The 21242-nt window shown below is 63.0% G+C and carries 18 protein-coding genes and 1 pseudogene; 9 read left to right on the top strand and 10 right to left on the bottom strand.

The window, feature by feature from the left end:
- Window positions 1-262 precede the first annotated feature (262 nt).
- The 4 genes from AB4Z48_RS26640 (at window position 263) to AB4Z48_RS26625 (ending at window position 3741) form a co-directional block, all read left to right on the top strand.
- Window positions 263-1225 (top strand): NAD(P)H-dependent flavin oxidoreductase, encoded by a 963-nt coding sequence (locus tag AB4Z48_RS26640; protein WP_441619514.1) that lies wholly within the window; start codon window positions 263-265, stop codon window positions 1223-1225.
- Window positions 1226-1488: 263 nt separating this feature from the next.
- Window positions 1489-2208, top strand: a complete 720-nt coding sequence (locus AB4Z48_RS26635; RefSeq protein ID WP_441619513.1) for a hypothetical protein — start codon at window positions 1489-1491, stop codon at window positions 2206-2208.
- A gap of 84 nt (window positions 2209-2292) precedes the next feature.
- On the top strand, window positions 2293-2751 hold the full coding sequence (locus AB4Z48_RS26630; protein ID WP_441619511.1) for a MaoC family dehydratase: 459 nt from the start codon (window positions 2293-2295) through the stop codon (window positions 2749-2751).
- Between the two features lie 180 nt (window positions 2752-2931).
- Window positions 2932-3741, top strand: coding sequence for an oxepin-CoA hydrolase, alternative type (locus AB4Z48_RS26625; RefSeq protein ID WP_441619509.1), 810 nt, complete (start codon window positions 2932-2934; stop codon window positions 3739-3741).
- A 150-nt stretch (window positions 3742-3891) separates the two neighbouring features.
- On the opposite strand, the gene AB4Z48_RS26620 is transcribed toward AB4Z48_RS26625, so the two are convergent.
- The 5 genes from AB4Z48_RS26620 to AB4Z48_RS26600 form a co-directional block, all read right to left on the bottom strand.
- Window positions 3892-4362, bottom strand: coding sequence for a hypothetical protein (locus AB4Z48_RS26620; RefSeq protein WP_441619507.1), 471 nt, complete (start codon window positions 4360-4362; stop codon window positions 3892-3894).
- 89 nt (window positions 4363-4451) lie between these two features.
- On the bottom strand, window positions 4452-4661 hold the full coding sequence (locus AB4Z48_RS26615) for a hypothetical protein (RefSeq protein ID WP_441619505.1): 210 nt from the start codon (window positions 4659-4661) through the stop codon (window positions 4452-4454).
- A gap of 164 nt (window positions 4662-4825) precedes the next feature.
- Window positions 4826-6208, bottom strand: coding sequence for an MATE family efflux transporter (locus AB4Z48_RS26610; RefSeq protein WP_441619503.1), 1383 nt, complete (start codon window positions 6206-6208; stop codon window positions 4826-4828).
- A 98-nt stretch (window positions 6209-6306) separates the two neighbouring features.
- Window positions 6307-6663 carry a YciI family protein gene (locus AB4Z48_RS26605; protein WP_441619501.1) on the bottom strand — a complete coding sequence of 119 codons (357 nt, stop codon included), beginning with the start codon at window positions 6661-6663 and terminating at the stop codon, window positions 6307-6309.
- 26 nt (window positions 6664-6689) lie between these two features.
- On the bottom strand, window positions 6690-7598 hold the full coding sequence (locus AB4Z48_RS26600; protein WP_441619499.1) for an NmrA family NAD(P)-binding protein: 909 nt from the start codon (window positions 7596-7598) through the stop codon (window positions 6690-6692).
- A 256-nt stretch (window positions 7599-7854) separates the two neighbouring features.
- Here AB4Z48_RS26600 and AB4Z48_RS26595 point away from each other — a divergent pair, with 256 nt between their 5' ends.
- Complete coding sequence (locus tag AB4Z48_RS26595) at window positions 7855-8418, top strand: PadR family transcriptional regulator (protein ID WP_441619497.1); 564 nt, start codon at window positions 7855-7857, stop codon at window positions 8416-8418.
- Between the two features lie 237 nt (window positions 8419-8655).
- On the opposite strand, the gene AB4Z48_RS26590 is transcribed toward AB4Z48_RS26595, so the two are convergent.
- Entirely contained in the window at window positions 8656-11574 is a 2919-nt protein-coding gene (locus tag AB4Z48_RS26590) for an autotransporter outer membrane beta-barrel domain-containing protein (RefSeq protein ID WP_441619494.1), read from the bottom strand.
- 929 nt (window positions 11575-12503) lie between these two features.
- Here AB4Z48_RS26590 and AB4Z48_RS26585 point away from each other — a divergent pair.
- Genes AB4Z48_RS26585 through AB4Z48_RS26575 form a run of 3 tightly spaced genes read left to right on the top strand, consistent with a single transcriptional unit; the run spans window position 12504 to window position 15220 of the window.
- On the top strand, window positions 12504-12995 hold the full coding sequence (locus AB4Z48_RS26585) for a polyhydroxyalkanoate granule-associated phasin (protein WP_441619493.1): 492 nt from the start codon (window positions 12504-12506) through the stop codon (window positions 12993-12995).
- Window positions 12992-13891 carry a class I SAM-dependent methyltransferase gene (locus AB4Z48_RS26580; protein WP_441619491.1) on the top strand — a complete coding sequence of 300 codons (900 nt, stop codon included), beginning with the start codon at window positions 12992-12994 and terminating at the stop codon, window positions 13889-13891. Before AB4Z48_RS26585 ends, AB4Z48_RS26580 begins: the two co-directional genes overlap by 4 nt.
- A gap of 48 nt (window positions 13892-13939) precedes the next feature.
- Entirely contained in the window at window positions 13940-15220 is a 1281-nt protein-coding gene (locus AB4Z48_RS26575) for an Nramp family divalent metal transporter (RefSeq protein ID WP_441619489.1), read from the top strand.
- A gap of 254 nt (window positions 15221-15474) precedes the next feature.
- On the opposite strand, the gene AB4Z48_RS26570 is transcribed toward AB4Z48_RS26575, so the two are convergent.
- Window positions 15475-15939, bottom strand: a complete 465-nt coding sequence (locus tag AB4Z48_RS26570; protein WP_441619487.1) for a hemerythrin domain-containing protein — start codon at window positions 15937-15939, stop codon at window positions 15475-15477.
- 700 nt (window positions 15940-16639) lie between these two features.
- Window positions 16640-16886 (bottom strand): annotated as a pseudogene (locus AB4Z48_RS26565) (ISNCY family transposase); the annotation flags it as partial.
- A 196-nt stretch (window positions 16887-17082) separates the two neighbouring features.
- Between AB4Z48_RS26565 and AB4Z48_RS26560 the strand changes: the two are divergent.
- On the top strand, window positions 17083-18552 hold the full coding sequence (locus AB4Z48_RS26560; RefSeq protein WP_441619485.1) for an alginate export family protein: 1470 nt from the start codon (window positions 17083-17085) through the stop codon (window positions 18550-18552).
- A gap of 169 nt (window positions 18553-18721) precedes the next feature.
- Here AB4Z48_RS26560 and AB4Z48_RS26555 read toward each other — a convergent pair whose 3' ends face one another.
- Both AB4Z48_RS26555 and AB4Z48_RS26550 read right to left on the bottom strand, forming a co-directional pair.
- Window positions 18722-19456, bottom strand: a complete 735-nt coding sequence (locus AB4Z48_RS26555; protein WP_441619484.1) for an IclR family transcriptional regulator — start codon at window positions 19454-19456, stop codon at window positions 18722-18724.
- A 361-nt stretch (window positions 19457-19817) separates the two neighbouring features.
- On the bottom strand, window positions 19818-21218 hold the full coding sequence (locus tag AB4Z48_RS26550; protein WP_441619482.1) for an ISNCY family transposase: 1401 nt from the start codon (window positions 21216-21218) through the stop codon (window positions 19818-19820).
- Between the last annotated feature and the right edge of the window lie 24 nt (window positions 21219-21242).

Here is a 21242-nt window from a genome sequence, read left to right as displayed (position 1 = left end):
GCTGGCCAGCTTCCTGGCTCAGCACGCCAAACGCATTTTCGGAACCACCCTGTTCGGTCATCGCCGCGCGGGGGCTTCTGCATGCGCTTGCCCTGGCGATCTGGTTTTCAATCCTGGCGGGAAAGACAACTTGCCAACGCTTAGGGTCGCCTGATGGCATGTCGTTCGGCGGTCTGCGGCATGCAACGACTTGCAATCTATATTACCGGTGTTAAGATGAGGCCGTGCGCCTGTACACAGTGTGTTAGCTTCGGAGAAAACCATGGCTCTACCGTCCGTCCTCGCGAATCGCCTTTCGCTTCCCGTCGTCGCCTCGCCGCTCTTCATCATCTCGAATCCGGATCTCGTCATTGCCCAATGCAAGGCCGGAATCGTCGGTTCCTTTCCCGCGCTGAACGCGCGTCCCGAGGGCGCGCTCGACGAATGGCTGGACAGGATCTCGACGGAATTGGCCGAGCACGATGCGAGGCATCCGGATCGTCCTTCCGCACCGTATGCCGTCAACCAGATCGTTCACAAGTCCAACAATCGCCTCGAAGCGGACATGGCGATATGCGAAAAATACAAGGTTCCGATCGTCATCACCTCGCTCGGTGCACGTGAGGAAATCAACGATATCGTGCATGGGTGGGGCGGGATCGTGCTGCACGATGTCATCAACAATACCTTCGCGAGGAAGGCGATCCAGAAGGGGGCCGATGGCCTGATCGCCGTGGCGGCGGGTGCCGGCGGACATGCCGGCGTGCTGTCCCCCTTTGCGCTGATCCAGGAGATCCGCGAGTGGTTCGATGGTCCTCTGCTGCTATCGGGGGCGATTGCCGGCGGCAATGCCATCCTGGCGGCGCAGGCAGCGGGCGCTGACCTTGCCTACATAGGGAGCGCCTTCATTGCCACAGAAGAAGCCAGCGCCGTCGATGGCTACAAGCAGGCTGTGGTCGAGAGTGTTGCTTCCGATATCGTCTACACGAACCTGTTCACGGGCGTGCATGGCAACTATCTGCGCAAGAGCATCGTGGCAGCCGGCCTTGATCCGGATGAGTTGCCTGAATCCGACCCTTCGGCGATGACCTTCGGGTCGGGCGGCAATGCGAAGGTCCGGGTCTGGAAGGACGTATGGGGCGCAGGACAGGGCATCGGGGCAATCAAGGAAGTGGTCCCCGCTGCCGACCTGATTGGCCGCTTCCGGGAAGAGTACAAGCAGGCGCGCAATCGTCTTTCGCTGTAAGGCAGGTACCGCGAATCGTTCTCCCCACCAAGGAGCGACGAGGAGCAGCGAAACTTGCAATTTGAAAGTTCCGCTGATTATCATGAAGGCAACTAGCCGGCGACCGCCAGAACAAGTCGCGCAGGCGACAAAAGTGGCCAGACCCGGCCTTTTCCTGCGCGGCCAGCGGTGGCCGCGCGAGGGACCCGCAAGATGCTGATTGACGACTTGTCGCGGCCGGTCTCACGGCCCCCGGATCTTTCGGGCGATCAAAGGAGTTGCACTTGAACAAGCTGTTGGCAGAAGTCATTGAGGCACATGGTGGCCTTGAACGATGGAACAAACTGAGTTCGGTGACGGCGACGCTCGTTACTGGCGGGGGATTGTGGGGGATGAAGGGCCTGGTGCAGGACCCCACTCCCCGTGAGATGACAGTTGCGCTCCACGAGCAAACCGCCTCCGTCTTTCCGTTCGGGCAGCAGGACTGGCGCACTGCCTTCAGGCCAGACCGGATAGCGATCGAGACCACCTCGGGCGCGACCGTTCGCGAGCGCGCCAATCCCAGGGCCTCGTTCGCCGGCCACGGAATGGACACGCCGTGGGATCCGCTGCACCGGGCATACTTTAATGGCTACGCGATGTGGACGTACCTGACGACGCCCTTTCTCATGGCGATGCCTGGGTTCGATGTCACCGAGATCCCGCCATGGCGGGAGGGCAGGGAGCTCTGGCGTGGGTTGCGCGCGCAGTTTCCCGACCACATTGCCAGCCATGGCAATGTGCAGGATTTCTACTTCGGCGACGACTTGCTGCTGCGCAGGCATGACTACCATGTCGATGTCGCGGGCGGCTTCCCGGCTGCGCAATATGTCCACGATATCGTGGAGGTGAACGGCCTTCGTTTTCCGACCAGGCGCCGTGCCTATTTGCGTGGCCCCGACCTGCAACCGATCCGCGACCTGCTGCTGGTCTCGATCGATCTCAGCCATTTTCGCTTTGGCTGAGGACGTGCGAGACCGCGGCTGCCGCGCAGATGTGGCATCGCCCGCCAGACGGTCGGCCATGCGCGGAAATATGTAGGAGCAAACATGAACATCCAATACATCGAGGATCTGGCGCCGGGCCAGAAATACGGTTCAGGGCGGCTGCCCGTCGAACTGGACAGGATCAAGTCCTTCGCTGCCGAGTTCGACCCGCAGCCTTTCCATCTCGACGAAACGGCTGCCCGCGATACCTTGTTCGGCGGCCTGGCCGCGAGCGGCTGGCATACAGCGGCGCTGACCATGCGCTTGCTCGTCGACGGCGAACTCCGGCCCGCGGGCGGCATCATCGGGGCGGGTTTTGAGGAGCTGCGTTGGCCCAAGCCGGTGCGGCCTGGAGATGCATTGCATGTCGAGAGCGAGATCCTGGAGGTGCGGACGTCCAAGTCGCGTCCTGACCAAGGCATCGTGAAAGTACGCATCACAACCTTCAACCAGCATGACGAACCCGTGCAGGCCGGCGTCGTCAACCTGGTCGTGCGGTGCCGTCCCACTGGCAACGCGTAGACGGGGGAGCGCCATGAAGAGTTGATACCCGATGCCTGCGCCATGGGAGGCCGCTACGACGCGCGGCCGACTCCCGTTGAGTCGCATGGCCTATTGCCACCCGCAGCTCCGTGAGGGGCAGCGCGCTGCCCGACAGACTGCCGGCTGATCAAACCTCGCCCCGCGTACAGAATTCACGATATGACCACCTTCTCCTCTTTGCTGCAGCACACGGACGGCCGCGTGCTGGTGCTCACCATCAACAATCCCGGTAAGCGCAACGCCATCGCGGCAGACCTCTATGACAACATCCGTGCCGCACTGGCCGCTGCCGCGGACAATCCGGAGATTGGCGCGATCGTGCTGACCGGCGCCGACAATTACTTCTGTGCCGGCGGTGACCTGGAACTGATCAGCAAGCGGCGGGAACTGACCTATGAGGAGCGCATCGAGCGCTTGGGACACCTGCACGACGTGGTGTGCAAGCTGCGCGACTTTCCCAAGCCGATCGTGGCGGCAGTCGATGGTGGCGCGGCGGGCGCGGGTTTCTCGCTGGCATTGGCTTGCGACCTGTTCGTGGCATCCGCCGGTGCCGCCTTTTCGATTGCCTATGTGAAAGTGGGGCTGACGCCGGATGGCGGCATTACGGGCCTCCTGGCGCAGAGCCTGCCGCGGCAGTTGCTGACGCAGCTGGCGTTGACCGGCGATCGCATCACGGCGGAGCAGTTGCAGCAGTTCGGCGTCGTCAACCAGCTGGTCGAGGCCGGGCAAGCCGGCGCGGTGGCGATCGCGCTGGCGGCGCGGCTTGCGCAAGGGCCCCGGCAGGCAATGGGGGCGATCAAGGCGCTGTGCCGGCATGCCCATGAGCGCACGCTCGACGACCAGCTGGAAGCCGAGCGCATCGCGATGGCCGTGGCCCAGGGCGGCGCCGAAGCCGCCGAAGGCATTGCTGCATTTCTGGAGAAGCGGCCCGTGGATTTTGCCAGCGTGCGCCGCGGCGCAGCTGGCTGAGCACATCGCCACCGGGGCCGCCGCCAGGCCCCGCCATGCTTTTCTCCCCGGGCAGCTTCGGGTTCCTGGCAATGCGGGTGAGCATGAGGGAAGGGGCCACCACTCTTTGCGAGAAGAGACTTCCCCATTGCGCTTCCGGGCGCGCATGACTCAATCCGGGCTGTGAGGCGACTTCGAAGGAAGAACGTCGCCATGCTGCGGGCGAAGGAGAATGCGGCCGCCACACCCGTACCGTCGTGCGGGTGGCCTGGGGCTGTCGCGCATGGCGAATTCCTCTGCAACCGTGCGAATGACGAGCCCGCATGAGTGCCGGGTAGCAACACAGATGCACACGAACATCATGAAGAAGCCGAAGCCAGTAAGCCACGTCAGGTCGGTGCCGGGCCCGTGGCAGTCGTAGAGGCATTTGGGCCTTCCCTTGCTGTCGGATAACGGCTCGAGCAAGGCCACCAGCCACCAGCCGAGGTAGGTGAGGGAAACCGGCAACAGGGCGATCAGATACTTCGCCCACCACCGCAGCTTGCAGCGAAGCAGCCGCAGCAGCCGCAGCAGCCGGATAGCCGGCCTGTCGAGCGCCGCGTCCAATGCAACTGCCAGATTCCCAAGGCCACCTGTCTTCATCCATGCCCCCGTCGCACCTCGATTGCTCTCAATGTCCGCCCGCGGCAGAACGCGGGCGGGTCGCAGATGACCAGTCTCCAGACGCGCCCTCAGACGCGATACCCGTAGAGTGTGCCGTCGGCTTCGCGCGCGTTGTCCAGCGGGTCGCCCGCAAGTTCGCTGCGGGCATTGCCGTTCGGCTGAACCGTGCCGGCCGGTGGCCCCCCTGTGTGGTCATTGACCGTGGCCAAAGCCACGCTGGCGGCAGCGGCGAAAGCGGCGACTGTAATCGCCAGCATTGGCATGCGTGTGCGGATCATCTGAACTCCCTTGGTTGAATAGGAAAGGACTGCCTGCAGCAGGAATCTTGTAGAACGCAGGTTTCATGAGCGGTTGGCCAGCGGCTGCACGCATACCTGCGAGCGCCGCCCGAGGCCCCCGGGCAGGCGCGGCCAGTTGAGCGGCCTGGCCAATGCCCTGGTGTCTAGCGGTCCCAGCGGGTCCGCAGAAATCCAAGCAGACTGATGGTCGCTGCCACGACAATGCTGGCGGCCACCAGTACGAAAGCGGTATGCAGGCTCGCGTAACCTTGCAGGACCAGCACCATGGCAGCCAGCGCAAATACGAAGCGCACCACGCTTGCGATCATCGGCCAGAGGATGCGTTGTGCCCCCTGACCTGCAAAGTAGAGCTCGAAGATCACGCCAATCACCGCGTAGAACGGCGCTACCACATGCAGGTATCCTGCGCCGGCCGCCACAACGGTGCTGTCGCTGGTAAACAGGCCTAGCCACAGCTGCGGGAAGAGGGAGACAACGAGCCCGACTATGCCAACCACGCCGGCAACGAACAGCACGTTCACCATCGCCGCGCGCCGGGCACGCGCCACGTTGCCTGCGCCCAGGTTCGTGCCAACCAGCGTGATCGCCGCGGTTCCGAATCCGAACATCACCGGCACCAGCAGCATATCCAGGCGGGAGGCAATGCCGTAGCCGGCGATGGCGGTGACGCTCACGGCGCCGGCGGCAGCGGTCAGTGCGGTGACGGACATGGCCGACATGACGGCGTTGATCGCCGACAGCAAGCCGACGCCGAGGATCGCGCTGAAATGCTTACGTTGCAGGGGATAGCGACGCAGGCGCAGCGTCGACGAGGGCGAACGCATGTAGAGGACCACAACGCTCAGCGCGGCGATATTGCACAGCACTTGGGCGACGCCGGCGCCCGCCACGCCCATGCGCGGCGCGTCCAGCCAGCCGTTGATCAGCACCGGTGACAGTATCAGGCCGGCGACCGCGCCGCCCAGTATGATCATCGCCGGCACCTTGACGTTGCCGGCTCCGCGCAACGCCGCCTGCAGTAGCAACAATATCCAGAATGGGATCGCACCTCCGAACAGGAGGTTAGAGTAGCGCACCGCCTGGTCCAGCGATGGCCCGCTGCCGCCAAGGCTGCGGTACAGAGCCGGGCCGGCCAGCACCACCACCAGGGAGAACAGTCCGCCTGCTATGGCGGCGATGACCACCGCATGCCAAGCCAGGCTTTCCGCCTCGTCCCGGCGGCGGGCGCCGGTGGCGCGGGCGATGGCCGAGGACACGCCGCCGCCGATGCCGGCACTCGCCATCGTGGCCATCAGCACCGTGACGGGAACCACAAGCGATGCAGCGGCAATCGCTTCCAGGCCCAGTGAGCTGACAAAATAGGTCTCGGCGACACTGAGCAAGGTCGTCATGAACAGCACGACGACTGTCGGCAAGGCAAGGCGGATCAATGTCGACAACAGCGGACCGTGGAGCAGTTTGTTGGCCGGCAGGTTGTCAGGAGGCGGAGACATCTTCTCGGCCTGACTAGCAAGAGTAGCGGACATGATTTTTATGTAAGCCAAGAAGAAGGGACCGCCCGACAATGGCCGGGCGATGACAGTGCCATATGCAAGCGCCGACGCGCGCCTACGCGCCTACCCGCCTACCCGCGGATAATCGGCACGACCGGGATGACTTCCGTGTATCCGGCCGATGAGCTGGGGCTGCGTTCAGCCCAGTTCAAAGCCTCCTCCAGCGTCTCGACATTGATCACCACAAAGCCGCCAAACAGTGCGTGCCCGTCCGGAGATGGGCCATCCTGGACCTGGCGCTGGCCGTCCCGCACCCGCACGGTGCTGGCGTTGCGCGGATCGAGCTGGGTGCCGACCCGCATGACGCCGGCGCCCGCCATGGCGTCCATATATTGTTTCCACGCTAGCGAGACTTGCTGCCCTTTGAGCGGATCGGCGTGGATTTCATAGCTGTTCGGTGGCTGTTGAAAAGCGAGAACAAATTCCATCGTTGCTTCCTTTTTGAAAGGGAGGATCAGGCAGGCGTGAACGCGGCCGCGTGGCGGCGAGCGAATTCGGCGGCGGAAATCGGCGCACGGCCGACTAACTGCTGGAAGGTGTCGGTCATACGGTCGTAGCGGTTGTCGCGATGCAACTGGGCCATGATGACCAGGTGTGAGATCAGATGCGCCGGCTGCTGGAACTCCTGGAGCTTGGCCTCCCAGATCTGCGGTGGGACGTTGAGGTATTGGATGGTGCGGCCCAGAGCGCCGCTGAACTCCTGCGCGAGCTCGGCCATCGTCAGCGACTGGGGGCCGGTCAATTCGTAGATCTTGCCGATATGCGGCTCTGGGTTGGCCAGCACAGCAGCGGCGGCAGCCCCTACGTCGGCGGCGGCGATCGGCGAGGTCTTGCCGTCGGCGAACGGCAGGCGGATGGCGTTGTCGTCGCGGATGCCCTTGGCTGCCGGCAGGAACAAGCCTTCGAAGAAAGCGGTTGGGCGCAGGTAGACCACCGGCAGGCCGGACCAGCGCAGCATCTGCTCCGCGAGCCAGTGCTGCTGCTGTTGCGGGCTGCCGGTGGTCTCTGTCTCGCTCATCTGTGACAGCGTCATCTGCGACAGATTGACGAAGGCCTTCACACCCAGGCTTTTGGCTGTGACCGCGACGGTGGCGGCTGCTTCCAGGTATGTGGGCGATACCGACATCGTGAAATACACCACGGAGCAGCCTCGCATGGCCGTGCGCACGGCGACTATGTCGAGCATGTCGGCGACCACGACTTCGGCGCCGAGGTCACGCAGCATGTCGGCGCGCGCGTCGAGCTTGCGCACCATGGCGCGCACGCGATGGCCTTGCTCCAGCAGGATGCCGATGGCCGCGCGCGCGGTCGAGCCGACGCTGCCGGCGGCGCCGGTGACGAGGATGGTTTCTTGGGACATCATTGTCTTCCTTGTATCAATGAGCGAAGTGAAGCCGGTGTAGCTGATGCTGTCGGCACCTGCCGGCGCCGCCTCGGCCAGGCAACCTTGGCGCTCGGAGGCGGCCGCACCCGGTCGACGCTGCTACGCCTGGCGCAGTCGCTGGCCGGCGAATAGGGTAAAATCGGCTATGTGGAAAAATACATAGTGTCACGGTTTTTTGACTATGTCAAAAAAAACATAGTCATCCCGCGTGCGCGTTTGACGCAATCAAGGAGCAATGCGAGTGAGTGATCTGAAGGAAGCCAAGGCAAGCAAGGAAAAACCGCTGAAGCATGTTCTTCTTGCCGGGATACATAGCCAGCCACGTTCCGGCTACGAACTGACCAAATGGCTGCAGATGGCGGGCCAGCATTGCTGGTCGGTAGAGCACAGCTCGGTGTACCCGGCTTTGCGAGAACTGGAGACGGATGGACTCATCAAATCGGAGCGCTTGCCGGGAACGCGCGGGCCGGAACGCTCGATCTACAGCATGACCGATGCTGGACGCGAGAAGCTGACGGCTTGGGTGGCGAAAGGTTCACCGCGCCCGGCCATCAAGGACGAACAGATACTGCGGGTGTTGTGCTTCGATTTGCTGCCGCGCGAGACAGCGTTGCAGCAGATCCGCGAGGTGCGTTCGGACCACCAGGCCCAGCTTGAGTTCTTTCTCGCAAGGCAGGCCGTGCTGACCGAGCAGCAGCCTGGACCGCTGCTGGTGACACGCCGCGGCGTGCTGGCCGAACAGGCCTATATCGCTTGGTGTGACGAGGTGGAGGAAATGATCGCCCGCAGGCCAGCCTGAGGCCCCGCCCGAACCCAGGCTGGCGCGCCTTGGAGTATGTCCGACAGGATGGAGCCGGGGTCGGGCAGGAGAATATTGCGCGGCAAGCCCACTGGTGCCCACGGTGAGACGAGCCGCCGGCGACGGCGTTCGTGGCGCTCGAACTGGACTGCTCGATCGGGGGATGAGGTTCCTACAAGGCAGACAAGGGAGACAAGGGAGCACGCCTCCCGGCGTTCTCCCCGTCACTGCGCTGGCTTAGAACGGCAGGCGCAACTTCACCGATGCCGTCTGGTTGGTGAAGCGGTCGCGCACCTCGGCGTCGTAACGCACGCTCACTTCCATCGCCTTGCTGTTGGTCACGACGAAGCCGAGGCCGCCGCGTGCCAGCCAGCGCGCCGGCGACATGCCGCGCGTGACGAACTGCGCGCCGCCGCCGACGTACGAAGCGGTGATGGCCGACTGGCCCGCCATCGCGTCGTAGCCAAAACCGAGGTTGGCCGTGAACATGGCGTGCTCGGTAATGCCCTGGTTCAGGCGGGCTTCGGTGGACAGGATCAGCTCGCGCGTCGAGTTCTTGCCGACCGCCAGGCTGAGCGCATCCGCGCCGTTCTCGGTGTAGGCCGCATCCTGGATGAACGTGTAGTCGGCGCGCACGGACGGCGTCACGGTAGTCTTCGCCGCGAGGTTCAGCATGCGGCCGAGGCCGACGCCGACGTGGGCGTTCCAGCTGTTGTAGCTGGAGGACGCGCGGCTGTTCAGGCCGCCGAAGTTGATGTTGCGCTGGCCTTCGTTATGGCCGGTGCCCACGTCCGCCTGCACGCTGATGTCGGTGCTGGCATCGAGGCTGTAGCTGCCGTAGCCGATCAGGCGGTAGCCGTCGACGCTGGCGCTTTGCGCCGCCACCGGCGAGTTGCCGTCGATGCGGCTGTGCATGTAGGAGAACGCACTGCCCACGCGCACCTTGTCGCTGACCACGCCGTCGGCGCCGAGCAGCATGCCGTAGGTGTTGGCCTTGTAGCCGGCCACGCCGTCGCGGTCGCTTTGCTTGGCCCACGAGCCTAGCGGCTTGAACCAGAGCTGGCGGTCGGAGACGAACTCGTCGCCCGAGGACAAGCCGCGGTTGGCTTCCTGACGCGACTGGATCACGCGGTTGGTGGCGTGCATGGCGGCGCTGTTGACTTCCGTCATGCCGGCGGTCATCAGCGGCAGGGTCTGCTTGACGGCGTCCGATACGGCTTGCTCCGTGGACAAGGTGCCCAGCGCCGTGATCGCCGGAGCCATGGCAGCCGGGGCCGACGAGCCTTGCGAGATCAGCGCGTCCAGGACCTGCGCGGCGCCCAGGCCTGGCGTGTTGCGCGCACCGGTGACACTGCTCACCACGGTGATCACGGGCGCGGGGGTGGGCGTTGGCTCCTGCGGTGGCGTCGGGGACGTCGGCGTGACTGGCGCGGCCGAACACGAGGTGGCGCCGGCGCGGGCAACGCACAGGTCCACGGCATTGCCGTTGCGGGTGGCGATGAAGTCGAACAGCGCGCTGTTGTCGGTCACCGTCAGGGCCGGGCCGGCCACCAGGGTGCCGGCGGTGAGCACGCCGGGTTGCACGCTGGTGCCGGCGACGAGGGATGGCGCGCCGATGACGTTCACGCCGATCTTGTTGCTGGCCGAGATATCGGCGGTGCCGGTGACGGCCAGCTTGCCGTACGCGCCGTTGGCACCGATGCCGGTCTGGAACACGCCGCCCGCCGCTTGCGTGTAGTTGCCCGCGATGGTAGCGGTGGTGCCGGCCGCGACCGCCAGCGTGCCGGCATTGTTCACGCCTGCGGATGCGCTCACCGTGTGGCGCTGGTTGAACACCGCGTTTTCGGCAATGTTGAACGTGCCGACATTGAACGTATTGCCCGACGTGAACGTGCCGTTGACATTGACCACGGAATTGGCGCTGCCGTTGACTGCGCCCGTCACCGCGGCGCTGTTCAGGTCGATGTTGAGCATGGCGTTGCCGAGCGAGACAGCGCCGTTGAGTGTGCCGGTCAGGCTCACGCCGTGCGTGATCGTGCTGGCCGTGTCGATCGAGATCGCGTTGGCGGCATTGATCGTGCCGGCCACGTTGATCGCGTCGATCGTGCTGTTCACGACGTTGATGCCGGTCCCCGAACCGCCTGGCGACGTGGCGTTGATGGTGCCGTTGTTGTTGATGCTGCCGGTGATCGTGCTGTTCTGGACGTTGATGCCGTATGCCATGCCACCCAGGCTGATGCCCGGCAGCCCCGCGAGGACCGTGCCCGTGCCGCCGGTCGCGGTGATCGTGCCGTCGTTGCGGATCGACGCCACCGTGCTGGCGCCAATATTGATGCCGGTCGCAGAGCCGCCGGCGCTGCCGAATATCCCGGCGCCAATGGCGTTGCCGCCGGTGGCGGTGATCGAACTTGCCGCACCATCGTTGACCAGCGCGCCAACCGTTGCCGACTGGAGGTTGATGCCGGTGGCTGCGCCGGGGCTGGTACCCGGCATCGGAATGCCGCCGCTAATAAAAGCGGCGCCGCCGGTAGCCGCGATGCCGCCCTGGTTGGTGATGTTACCGACCTTGGCCGTCGCAATGCTGATGCCGGTGGCGGCCCCACCGGCACCGTTGTCGAGGCCCGGCATGCCCATGGCACCGTTGCCGCCGGACGCGGCGATGGTGCCGCCGGCGACGTTCAGGATGCCGCCCAGCGTGTCCGACGTGGCGCTGTTGCTGACGACAGTAATTGCGGTGGCGCTGCCGCCGTTGTTCATCGGCGTCGGCATGGCAGGTATCCCGGCCGTGCCGATGCTCTCGATCCGCCCGTGATTTTCGATGTTGATGGCGCGCGAGAGAAGCGGCCCGGTCACCGAGACGCCGGCGGCGCCCGCCACGCTGATCAGCCCGCTCGGCGAGGTGACGTTCACGCTGCCGGCCGATCCCAGCACGCAGGTCTGGGCCATCGAGCCGGCGACGGTGTTCGCGCCCAGGGGCGCGCATGCCGGCGGCACGGCCAGGGCCGGCATCGACGCGATCGCGCCCAGCGCCACCAGCGCGGCACTGGTGATCGAGCGGGGTATGGACGGCGGCGTGGCCGCGCACAGGGTGGATGCTGCTGAGGTGCTGCGGATGGCAGGGCGTGCCTGCCCTCGAATGCTGCGATGCTGTTTCATGTCTTACGAGGACCCGGTGATCGGTAAATTGCGAAGTAGACTTGCCGCTTGATTGTTTTTTGTGATTTCTTTGTTTTCTTGTTGACCGTCTTGCCTCTCCGGTTGTCGCGTGATGGGGCCGCTGGTAGCTCCGTTCGCTTTGCGCCCGGCGCACGCCCGCATCCGAGGTTGTGGAGGGCTCCACGCCCGGTTGCTTCTGGGCACAGAAGGGGCCGCGCTCTGGCTGCGAAAGTTCGCCGACGCCGGACGCAGCGTTGCTGCACCCGCTTATCGGCAGCGACGCGGAATTCTTTAGTGGCTGAGGATGTGGGGCAGTGGGCCGCTGCCCTGGAGACCCGAAGGCGCGCCGGTGTGAATGCCGGATCCTGTCCGGTCCGCGGACCGCCTCGCGCTTTTTTCGACAATCCGATGCGAGGCCGAGAAACACCCGGGACATGTCCCGGGGTTGGTCTGGATGATGACCTCCACTGCCTCGCCAAACGGCGGCGGGGAAAATTTGGCGGTTGAGTCCTCGCGATCCAGTGCACTGTATGTATATACAGTGCCCACGAAAATATTGAGCGCCTGGATTCGGATGTGCTGCCAGTTCCATCCTTGTTCGTTTAACCGGTCAAACGAACAACGCGTCCTCAAGCCTGGACGTCATTTCACCGCTTTTCAACGAACGTTGCTGCGTTGCGGCATTTTCTACAAAAAGATGGCTAACTGACCGGCCGAGGCTACTATCTGGGCAGGTGGCCTGGCAGACGGTGCCCTTCATTTGCACGCTCCGTACGGCTTGCTTCGAGCCACCGCTGTCGTGTGCCCGATAGGGCGCGCATGGCATAGATCCTGCGCGGGAGTTCGGAGCGCCGATGCGCAAAGCTCGGCGTTGACTTTTCTCCTCCGCCACGAGTCGCCTTTCCACTGCGTTGCCCTGGGAACCCCTTATGCCTTCATCGATTCTCTCGAAGTCTGTCACGGACGCGTCTTCGAACTTCTCGCGCCTCTACACTGAAATATTTGAACTGCTCCACGCGACCGTCGAAGTCGTTTCTGTTCGCACGGCTCGCATGGCAAAGGCTTTGGTGGCTCCGGACGAGCGGGACCCGCACGAGTTTAGCCTCATGGGCCGAGAGAAGGGCGAGGCCGCGTCCGAGTCGATAGGTGCTTTGGGCGCAGGCTTGCTCAGCCTGACCGTGGTGCTGGCGAGCGAGACCACAAATCACTTTTGGGCCGCCTCCGCAGCGGCATCCACGCTGGTAGCCAGCCGCTCAACATCTCAGTGGCTCGAGCGTCAGGAGGCGTTCTTTAAAGTGGCTTGCGACCATCCCGCCAGTCCGCTGCAGCTCACCAACTGGGGGACATGTCTGATGCAGGAGGTTCTCGCACCCATCCACGTCCGGGCGACGGCCAACGCGAAACGCCTAGGGGCGCCATGAACGCTGTCCGGACCGCGAAAGCACATCTCGCGAGCAACGGCGAGCGACGTGCGACCAGTAGCATCGAAGACGGAATCAAGATCTCGCCGACCCTCGAAGGGGTTTCGGAAACCATGCTATGGACGCTATACGACCGCGCATGCGAAGCGCGCCGCGCTGACAGTATCATTGCAGACCCCCATAGCGTGCGCATCTGCGACGCCCTGGAATATGACTTCGCCGGCCGCTTCGGCACGCCCATTGGCTCATTCTCTGCGCGCGCCGTGGAGTTCGACCGCTTATTGAAGCGCTGGCTCGAGCGGCATCCTGACGGTCTGATCATTTCCCTGGGTGAAGGCCTGGAAACGCAAGCGCATCGTGTCGACAACGGCCGAATGAGTTGGATTACGGTCGACCTTCCGTCCGCGATCAAGCTGAGGGAGCGCTTTCTACCATCGTGCGCACGGTTTCGCCACGTCACGTCGAGTGCCTGCGAGGCGCGCTGGGCAGACGGAATCAAACCGGGCACTCCGGTGTTTATCGTCGCACAAGGCCTGTTCATGTATCTTGAGCCGGAGGCGGTGAAGGGCATTTTTATTCACATAGCAAATCGTGTTCCAGGTGCCGAAATAGCGTTCGACGCCGTTCCGCGCTGGTTCGCCCAATTAACGGACTGGGGCGTCATGCTCACGTCCGGCTATCGCCTGCCTCCGATGCCTTGGGGTGTCGATAGGGATGAGATAGAGGCGCGGCTTCGTACCTGGTCACCCGGGATCTCTTCCCTGCGCGTGCTTGAGTACCGAACACCGCGTGGGTGGCCCAAACTCGCCGAAGACTTGCTCCGCCTCAACCCGATGACCAACCGGCAGATGCCATTCGTTGTGCATGTGAAGCTGACCAGAAGGAACCGTCAATGAAGCGCTCCGTCGCGGCGGCAGATCGGACCGCGGTCAGAAGGAGGGCGAATGCCTGTGACAAGGACGACCAAGAATCGGCGGAGCTTTCTCGTGAATCGGCTCGGTCCCGGCCTGATCACCGGCGCCTCGGACGACGATCCGAGCGGGATCGCTACTTATTCTCAAGCAGGCGCGCAGTTCGGTTACCTGATGCTATGGACCATTCCTCTGACGCTGCCGCTCATGATTGGCATCCAACTGGTCAGTGCGCGACTCGGACGCGTTTCAGGCCGCGGCATTGCGTCGAATATCCGCAAACACTATTCCCCGCTGATGGCGCTCCCCTTCGCGGTCCTGGTTGTGCTGGCAAACGTTATCAACGTGGGCGCCGATGTGTCTGCCATGGGGCAAAGCATGAAGCTTCTGGCGGGCGGCTCCTATATCCTGTACGTCTATTTGTTTGCGCTGTTCTCGCTGCTGGTCCAACTGTTCTTGCCGTACCGGCGCTATTCCGCCTATCTCAAATGGCTGGCACTCTCACTACTTGTCTACGTTTTCGCGGCCTTCCTGCTCCACGTCGATTGGCGCGCTGCACTGCGGGGCACGTTCATGCCGCGCGTAGTCTGGTCCAAGGAGTTCTTCACAACCCTGATCGCGGTCTTCGGCACCACCATCAGCCCATATCTGTTCGTATGGCAGGCCGCCTCGGAGGTGGAGGAAGTAGATCTTGAGCCAAAGGCCAGGCCGCTCAAGGACGCCCCGATGCAAGCGCCTTATCACCTGTCCCGTATCACATTTGACACGACGGTGGGCATGGTTGTGTCCGCGGCGATCGCCTATTTCATCATGATCGTAGCGGCGGCTGCGCTTCACGCCAACGGGGTGACCGAGATACAGACGACAGCCCAGGCAGCAAAAGCGCTGGTGCCCGTCGCAGGTCGTTTTGCGCAAGCGCTGTTCTGCGCCGGTGTCATTGGAACCGGGCTGCTCGCGGTGCCCGTATTGGCCGGCTCCGCGGCGTATGCGGTGGCCGAAGCGTTTCGGTGGCGGCGCAGTCTTGAAGAAAAGCCGGCGGGTGCCAAATGGTTCTACCTGGTGTTGACCGGTGTGATGGTGGCCGGCACCGCGATGTGCCTCCTGCCGTTCGATCCATTCAAGATGCTCTATTGGAGTGCGGTTCTCAATGGCGTGGCCGCCGTACCCGTCATGATCATGTTGCAGTTGCTCTCGCGACGACAGGCTGTCATGGGCTCGTTCTGCTCGTCGCCGTGGCTTCAGGCGGTCGGCTGGGTTGCCACGGCAGCCATGGCGCTGTCTGTCGTCGGCCTCATCGTCACCCTGTTTGTCTAGTCCGGCGAAGCGCCCGGCACATTGCGCGGGTGGTAAGCTCAGCCGGCAGTGCGGGACAGGCGGTATCGTGGATCGGCTGCATGCCTGGCGCCACGCCAGATCCAGATCCAGATCCACAAGCGTTTCATCGTGGCCACGGACATCAAGGTCTACTGCGTTCCTCAGCATCCGTGGCAACGCGGCCAGAACGAAAACACGAACGGCATCTCAGTCCATCGCAAGCCAAACGCAACGCCGCAGAGAGCCATCCTCACTCACGCTGGCTCGCCCAGCAGCTCCGATTTCCGTGCCTCCAGTTGCATGGCAACTTCGCGAAGGTCGATCTTTGCCTTGATCACCGCGGGAAAGAGTTCGCTTTCCTCTTCCTCGACATGGTGGCCAACATACTCGGTCAAGACCTTGTAGTTCGCATCGAGCATGTCCGGGTCTCCCGCTTCGATTTTGGCAATCAGTGCCTTCGCCACGCCATGCTCGACCTTGGCTTCATCAAGCATGTCGTCAAGCTTCTCCGACACGCCGCGCAGGGCAGGGTAGAAGATCTCTTCCTCGATCTGCGCATGGACTGACAGCTTCTGACATGTCTCCGTGGCGATCGCGTGTTTTTCTGCGACGGCCTTGGTGGCTTCGAATTGCTTGAAGAGCTTCTTCACGGCACGATGGTCATCCATCAGGAGGCCGAGGGTCGTGCGTTGTTCAACGGGTATTTTTGACTTGTCCATGAGGACCTCCGTAGGGGAAAGTTGCGCACTGCGGATGCGCACTGTTGGGGTATTGCTGCGCGGAGCGTCAAGCGCGCTCAACGGCGCTTGCGCCTTTTCACCGGCTTCGTGGTTGTCATCCCATCGGTCCAGGCCGCCATCATCTGCCTCGCGCCTTCCGTCATCGCATTGGAAGCCGCACGCTTGCCTTGCGCTGTCAGCCGGCCGCGCGCCGCAGTATGGAATGACCGGATTAACGGCACTTGGCGTCCCGGGCCTGGTCGATCGTGGCGCCGCCGGTCCCTTGCAGCGGCCGCCCATGAAGCCGGTCGATATCGGCCTATCCCGCGCTTTCCGGGGCAGGCTAGTCCCGGCATGGCAGCCAGAGCGAAGCATTATTTGGTCCAGCCAATCGTCCCACGACTACTTGCATGGTTGTCGGAGCACCAACAGGCCACGCAGCGCTACCTGCGATGAAGACCTTGTTCATTTGCGGAAGTTTGGTGCAATAGACGGTGGCAATATTTACCAGGTTTTTGCAGAAAGGCAGCACGCCCGGCAAGTGATAGCGGAGCAATTGCAGCCGCGCTGGGGCGCCATGGCGACGCCTCCACAAAGGGGGGGCGCATGTTCGGCGGCACCTCGGTCCCGGCATCCAGGACCGCGAATCTACCGCCTGCCAGCAGCAAGGCGACTAGTCCGGACGGCCGGTGCGGGGCCGCGGCCGGTGAGCATCGAAGTCGCTGCGCGGCGGCTTGGCGAAGCGAGCATGGAAGTCGGCGATAAAGGCTGGCGCAAAGACGTTGGCGGCTGGCATGGCGCTGATCCCGCGCAGCCGCAGTTCCTTGACCAGGCGCTGCTGCAAGGTGCCATTCATCCGCTCGACACGGCTCTTGGCGGGGCTGGAATTGGCGCACAGGATGTCGATATTGAGCTCGAACAGCGGCCCGCCCGAACTGGGTGTAGCCACGCGCGGATTGAATCCCGCTTTGAGGGGCACGCGACACGCTCCTCAAAGCCCGCATCCAGGCCTTGGCCGGCTGCAGGAAGGTAAAGGCGAATCGGTCACCCGGTTCTTCTGGTGATCTTGCTCTCGCAATCCTATTCTTGTGCTGACGCGGTATCTCAGCGGTCGCCGGCGAATCCTTGCGATGCGGAATGCCCATGATGACAAAACTTGTCCAGGCGGTTAGCCGGCGGCTGGTTCGCCAAGTGGGGCAGTACAGTATTGCTCAATCGATACTTGCCAGCCTGGGGTTTCTTATTCTCGCGAACGATGCAGTTGCCCAGCAGACGTTTGTCGCTCCAGGCAGCGCGCCGCCGCCGTACAAGTTGCTACGCTACGATGAGGATTTCACATACCTTCGGGATCCCACTCATCGCGGCGATCTTTGGGATCCTGTCAAATACATCCCGATTGGACCGCATGACTGGTCACTAAGCCTTGGCGGCGAGTTGCGGGAGCGGTTTGAGAACTACTCCGAGGCCAACTTCGGGGTGCCGGGCAAATCCGCCGACGGATACCTGCTTCATCGCCTGCTGCTCCACGCCGACCTGCGTGCCGGTGACTATTTCCGCGGCTTTCTTCAACTGGGAAATCAACTGGCAGCGGGCAAGACCGCGGCGGCACCGCCCTATGTCGACCGCCTCGACGTACAGCAAGCCTTCGTCGACTTTAGGGCACCACTGACGGGCGACGCGAATGCCGACCCCGACTTGCGAATCGGCCGTCAGGAGATGGCATTGGGATCGCAACGCCTCGTTTCGGTTCGGGATGCGCCAAACGTCCGTCGCGCTTTCGATGGCGTTCGCCTGGGGGGCGCGGTCGACAAGGTGCGCATCGATGCTTTCGTCACACGTCCGGTTCTCCTGCAGACGGGCAATTTCGACGACCATCCAAATCATGCGCAGGGCTTCTGGGGCCTGTATACGACCTTTCCCAGGAGCTTCATCCCCGCATCCGGCCTCGATGTCTACTATCTGGGCTTCGAAAACAGCCGAGCGCTGTACAGCGCAGGAGCTGGTGTCGAGAGACGGCATTCGATCGGCGCGCGCATCTTCGGCAGCGGCAAGGGCTGGGATTGGGACTGGGAGGCCCTGGCACAATTCGGAAGCCTTGGCCAACAAGACATCCGGGCGTGGGGGTTCTCAACGGACACCGGCTATACATTTCCCGTCGCCGACTGGAAGCTCCGCGGGGGCTTCAAGGCCACTGCGGGGAGCGGCGACCATGACTCCCGCGATGGCCGGCTTGGTACCTATGGTGGCCTGTTTCCAAAACTTGCGTACTTCAATCAAGCCGGTCTCCTCGGCGCTTCCAACGTGCTGGACGTACAGCCATCCGTAACGCTGGGACCCAATGAGCGGGTCAAGATCACCATCGCCTGCGACTTCATTTGGAGAGAGACGACAAACGACGCAGTTTATACGGCGATAGCCACTCCGATCGCCGGTACGGCGGGACGCCCTGGTCGCTACACGGGCAGTCAGCTTTCTGTCGACTTGTCCTGGCAAGTCAACCGGCATATAGCCATCAATGCCGGCATCGTGCATGTGGACGTGGCAAAGGTCCTGAGCAGCGTTGGCGGCCACAACACTAACTTCACCTATGTCTCGGCTGGCTACAAGTTCTAGCAGGCCGCAGATTTCCTTCGCTACATCGATGGCAAGGCTGCCAGCGGGACCACACAGCAGTGCAAGCCCCCCTCGCATTCGATGATGCGGTGCTCCTTGCCAGGCGCGGAATTTATCGCGCACGGACGGAGAATCCTGCGCTATCCATTTGGCCCGCGAGACTCCGCCTTCAGGGGAAGAACTCCTTGCGCGCATCGAGCAGGATCGCCACGTATCGGTCGAGATTATCTTCGACCCGCTGCGTGGGTCCCACCAGTGACAGTGAAGTCAACCTGCCACCGACCTCGCCGGCGATACCCACGGCGGCGACGCCCTGACTGCCTTCGTCCTTGGCCAGGTACCATTTCTCACGAGCGCACTTCTCAATTTCGCTGCGAAGGACGCTGACGTCGCGAATGGTGTTGGGAGTGACCGCCGGCAAGGGCAGGGCGTCGATCAGCGCATCCCGCTCCGTCTTCGGCATGGCCCCGAGAATGGCCTTGCCCAGCGCGGCCGAGTGGAGGTCATAGACCGTTCCGGGCCGCACGACGTAGCGCAACGCATGCGGGCTCTCCTGGCAGGCAAAGATCTTGACGTGGTTGCCCTCCAGGTAACCGCACAACGAAGTCTCCCCAGACTCCTTGGTCAGAATCTCCAGCGCCTCGGTCGCGAACGCATGCAGCGGGTCCAGTGCGGCGATACGCTGCGCGACATCGCTCAGGCGTGCCGTCGGGTAGAACTGGCGCGACTTCGGCGTACGCAACAGATAGCCAGCCTCGCGCATGGTGAACAGCAGATCGGAACAACTGCTGTCAGCCAGTTCGAGGTGTCGGGCCAGTTCGGAGTTGCTCAGCGGGCGCCCTTCGCGCGCGAAGACTTCAAAGACTTGCAGGACACGGCTGGCAGTGGGAACGACTTGAGGCATGGTTACTGATCAGAACGGAATGATGACGAAGTGGTCTGGCCCGGGTCAACGCAGGGCGGACAGTTCCAGCGCGCTTTGTGCCATCAGCATCGACTGGATCTGGTTGGTACCCTCGGCGATGGTCAGATGGCGCACGTGACATTACTAATTGGGGCCAACATCAATTTGTCCAGGCAAAGTTGAAATGTCCGGGCGCCAGCAAAGTTGAAATGTCCGGTTGTTCGGTGTCATTTCAGTGTTGTTTGTTCTGCTTATGAGGTTCCCGTCGGGCGGTGGTGCTGGCCTGAAGCGGCAGAGTTGTGATCAGGGTGGGGCTGTCATGCCAGCAGGGCGGATTTGAATTCCCAGGTGTCAAGCTGAATCAATTCTCAGTTCCGTTAAGCGGCCACGGTTGCCGCTGTAAGCGTTTTAGCGCTTCCAACATATCGTTCTGATCCAGCGAGCGCTGCGACTTCTTGCCTGGTGGTCGTCCACGCTTGCGGACAACGCCTTCCGTGGCAGGCAAAGAGAGCGATCGTGTGTTGTCGCGTTTCTCCTGGACATATTGCGCCATCTGCAACACAGCTCCGAGTCGCTTGTTATCGACGATGGCGCCTTGATCGATCTCCGACAGTCGGTCATAGATGGTGTGGGGCAGGGTAGCGCCATTCGCCCGTGGCTCAATCCTACCGTCCGGATAGTGATAGACGTCGATATAGCGCCCAGCAAGCTTCCGATGCTCTGGCGTATCGGCCAGCAGGTAGAGCATCTTGTCGTACTGGATCGTCAGGCTCTTGGATACGCAGCGCGGTTCGCGCCAAGTGAAGATCAGGTCCAGGTTCTCATCAGGTCGCAGCGAACGATGCGCGTTATGACTGTTCCGGGGCACCTTGGCAAAGCGCGCGTTGTAGTCAGCGATGAACTCCGGCATGAAGACGTTGGCGTCCTCCATGGTGCTGATCGCGCGCAGACGCAGTTCCTTGACCAGGCGGTCCTGCAGGGTCAGGTGGGTTCGTTCCACACGCCCCTTGGCTTGGCTGCTGTTGGCGCAGATGCCTTCGATGTTCAGCTCAAACAGGGCCCGGGAAAACTGGGTATGGCCGTCACCACCGGTTGCGTTCGGCTTGTTGACGCGGAACACGCTGGCCTTGTCGCTGTAAAACGCCACGGGCTTGCCATGGCGCTCCAGATAGGCGCGTGTCGCGGCGAAGTACGTGAAGGTTGCCTCCGAGTGGGTAAAACGCAGTTCCATGATCCGGCTGGTGGCGTCGTCGACATAGACCAGCAGCGTGCAGGCCGGCGCGCGCTCCTCAAACCAGCGGTGATCGCAGCCGTCGATCTGAATCAGCTCGCCCAGGCATGCGCGACGGTTGCGTGGCTGGTAGACCTTGGGCGGGCGCTGCTTCCTTGGCACCCAAAGCCCGGCGCTCACCATCAGTCGGCGGATCGTTTCCTTGGACAACGTCAGCCCATGGCGCTCGCGCAGCTTCTCGGCGGCCAGGGTCGGGCCGAAGTCGGCGTAGTGTTCCCGGATCAGGCCAAGGGCTACGGATTCGCGGTCCACCGGCATGCGGTTGTTGCTGGGCCGGCCGCGCCGCCGCGACGCGAGCCCGGATGGGCCTTCCTGCCTATAGCGTTCTAGCAGCCGCCGGAACTGCCGATCCGTGATCTCCAACCGTTCGGCGGCCACGCTGGGCCGCAATTGACCATCCACGACCGCCTGAACGGTCTTGAGCCTGTCTAACTCACGCATGCTTACTGTAATGACCTCGGGTCTAGCCATCCTCGGGCGTCTCCATTGCATTCA

The sequence above is a fragment of the Cupriavidus sp. 2TAF22 genome (genome assembly GCF_052115045.1).
Lineage (GTDB): Bacteria > Pseudomonadota > Gammaproteobacteria > Burkholderiales > Burkholderiaceae > Cupriavidus.
The sequence above is the reverse complement of the archived record's forward strand: the minus strand, read 5'-3'. Positions and strand labels throughout refer to the sequence as shown.

Excerpts from the sequence above, each read along its gene's own strand:
- AB4Z48_RS26640 (WP_441619514.1), top strand. The coding sequence starts at position 263 with ATGGCTCTACCGTCCGTCCTCGCGAATCGCCTTTCGCTTCCCGTCGTC.
- AB4Z48_RS26630 (WP_441619511.1), top strand. The coding sequence starts at position 2,293 with ATGAACATCCAATACATCGAGGATCTGGCGCCGGGCCAGAAATACGGT.
- AB4Z48_RS26625 (WP_441619509.1), top strand. The coding sequence starts at position 2,932 with ATGACCACCTTCTCCTCTTTGCTGCAGCACACGGACGGCCGCGTGCTG.
- AB4Z48_RS26620 (WP_441619507.1), bottom strand. The coding sequence starts at position 4,362 with ATGAAGACAGGTGGCCTTGGGAATCTGGCAGTTGCATTGGACGCGGCG.
- AB4Z48_RS26615 (WP_441619505.1), bottom strand. The coding sequence starts at position 4,661 with ATGATCCGCACACGCATGCCAATGCTGGCGATTACAGTCGCCGCTTTC.
- AB4Z48_RS26610 (WP_441619503.1), bottom strand. The coding sequence starts at position 6,208 with ATGTCCGCTACTCTTGCTAGTCAGGCCGAGAAGATGTCTCCGCCTCCT.
- AB4Z48_RS26605 (WP_441619501.1), bottom strand. The coding sequence starts at position 6,663 with ATGGAATTTGTTCTCGCTTTTCAACAGCCACCGAACAGCTATGAAATC.
- AB4Z48_RS26600 (WP_441619499.1), bottom strand. The coding sequence starts at position 7,598 with ATGATGTCCCAAGAAACCATCCTCGTCACCGGCGCCGCCGGCAGCGTC.
- AB4Z48_RS26595 (WP_441619497.1), top strand. The coding sequence starts at position 7,855 with ATGCGAGTGAGTGATCTGAAGGAAGCCAAGGCAAGCAAGGAAAAACCG.
- AB4Z48_RS26590 (WP_441619494.1), bottom strand. The coding sequence starts at position 11,574 with ATGAAACAGCATCGCAGCATTCGAGGGCAGGCACGCCCTGCCATCCGC.
- AB4Z48_RS26585 (WP_441619493.1), top strand. The coding sequence starts at position 12,504 with ATGCCTTCATCGATTCTCTCGAAGTCTGTCACGGACGCGTCTTCGAAC.
- AB4Z48_RS26580 (WP_441619491.1), top strand. The coding sequence starts at position 12,992 with ATGAACGCTGTCCGGACCGCGAAAGCACATCTCGCGAGCAACGGCGAG.
- AB4Z48_RS26575 (WP_441619489.1), top strand. The coding sequence starts at position 13,940 with ATGCCTGTGACAAGGACGACCAAGAATCGGCGGAGCTTTCTCGTGAAT.
- AB4Z48_RS26570 (WP_441619487.1), bottom strand. The coding sequence starts at position 15,939 with ATGGACAAGTCAAAAATACCCGTTGAACAACGCACGACCCTCGGCCTC.
- AB4Z48_RS26560 (WP_441619485.1), top strand. The coding sequence starts at position 17,083 with ATGATGACAAAACTTGTCCAGGCGGTTAGCCGGCGGCTGGTTCGCCAA.
- AB4Z48_RS26555 (WP_441619484.1), bottom strand. The coding sequence starts at position 19,456 with ATGCCTCAAGTCGTTCCCACTGCCAGCCGTGTCCTGCAAGTCTTTGAA.
- AB4Z48_RS26550 (WP_441619482.1), bottom strand. The coding sequence starts at position 21,218 with ATGGCTAGACCCGAGGTCATTACAGTAAGCATGCGTGAGTTAGACAGG.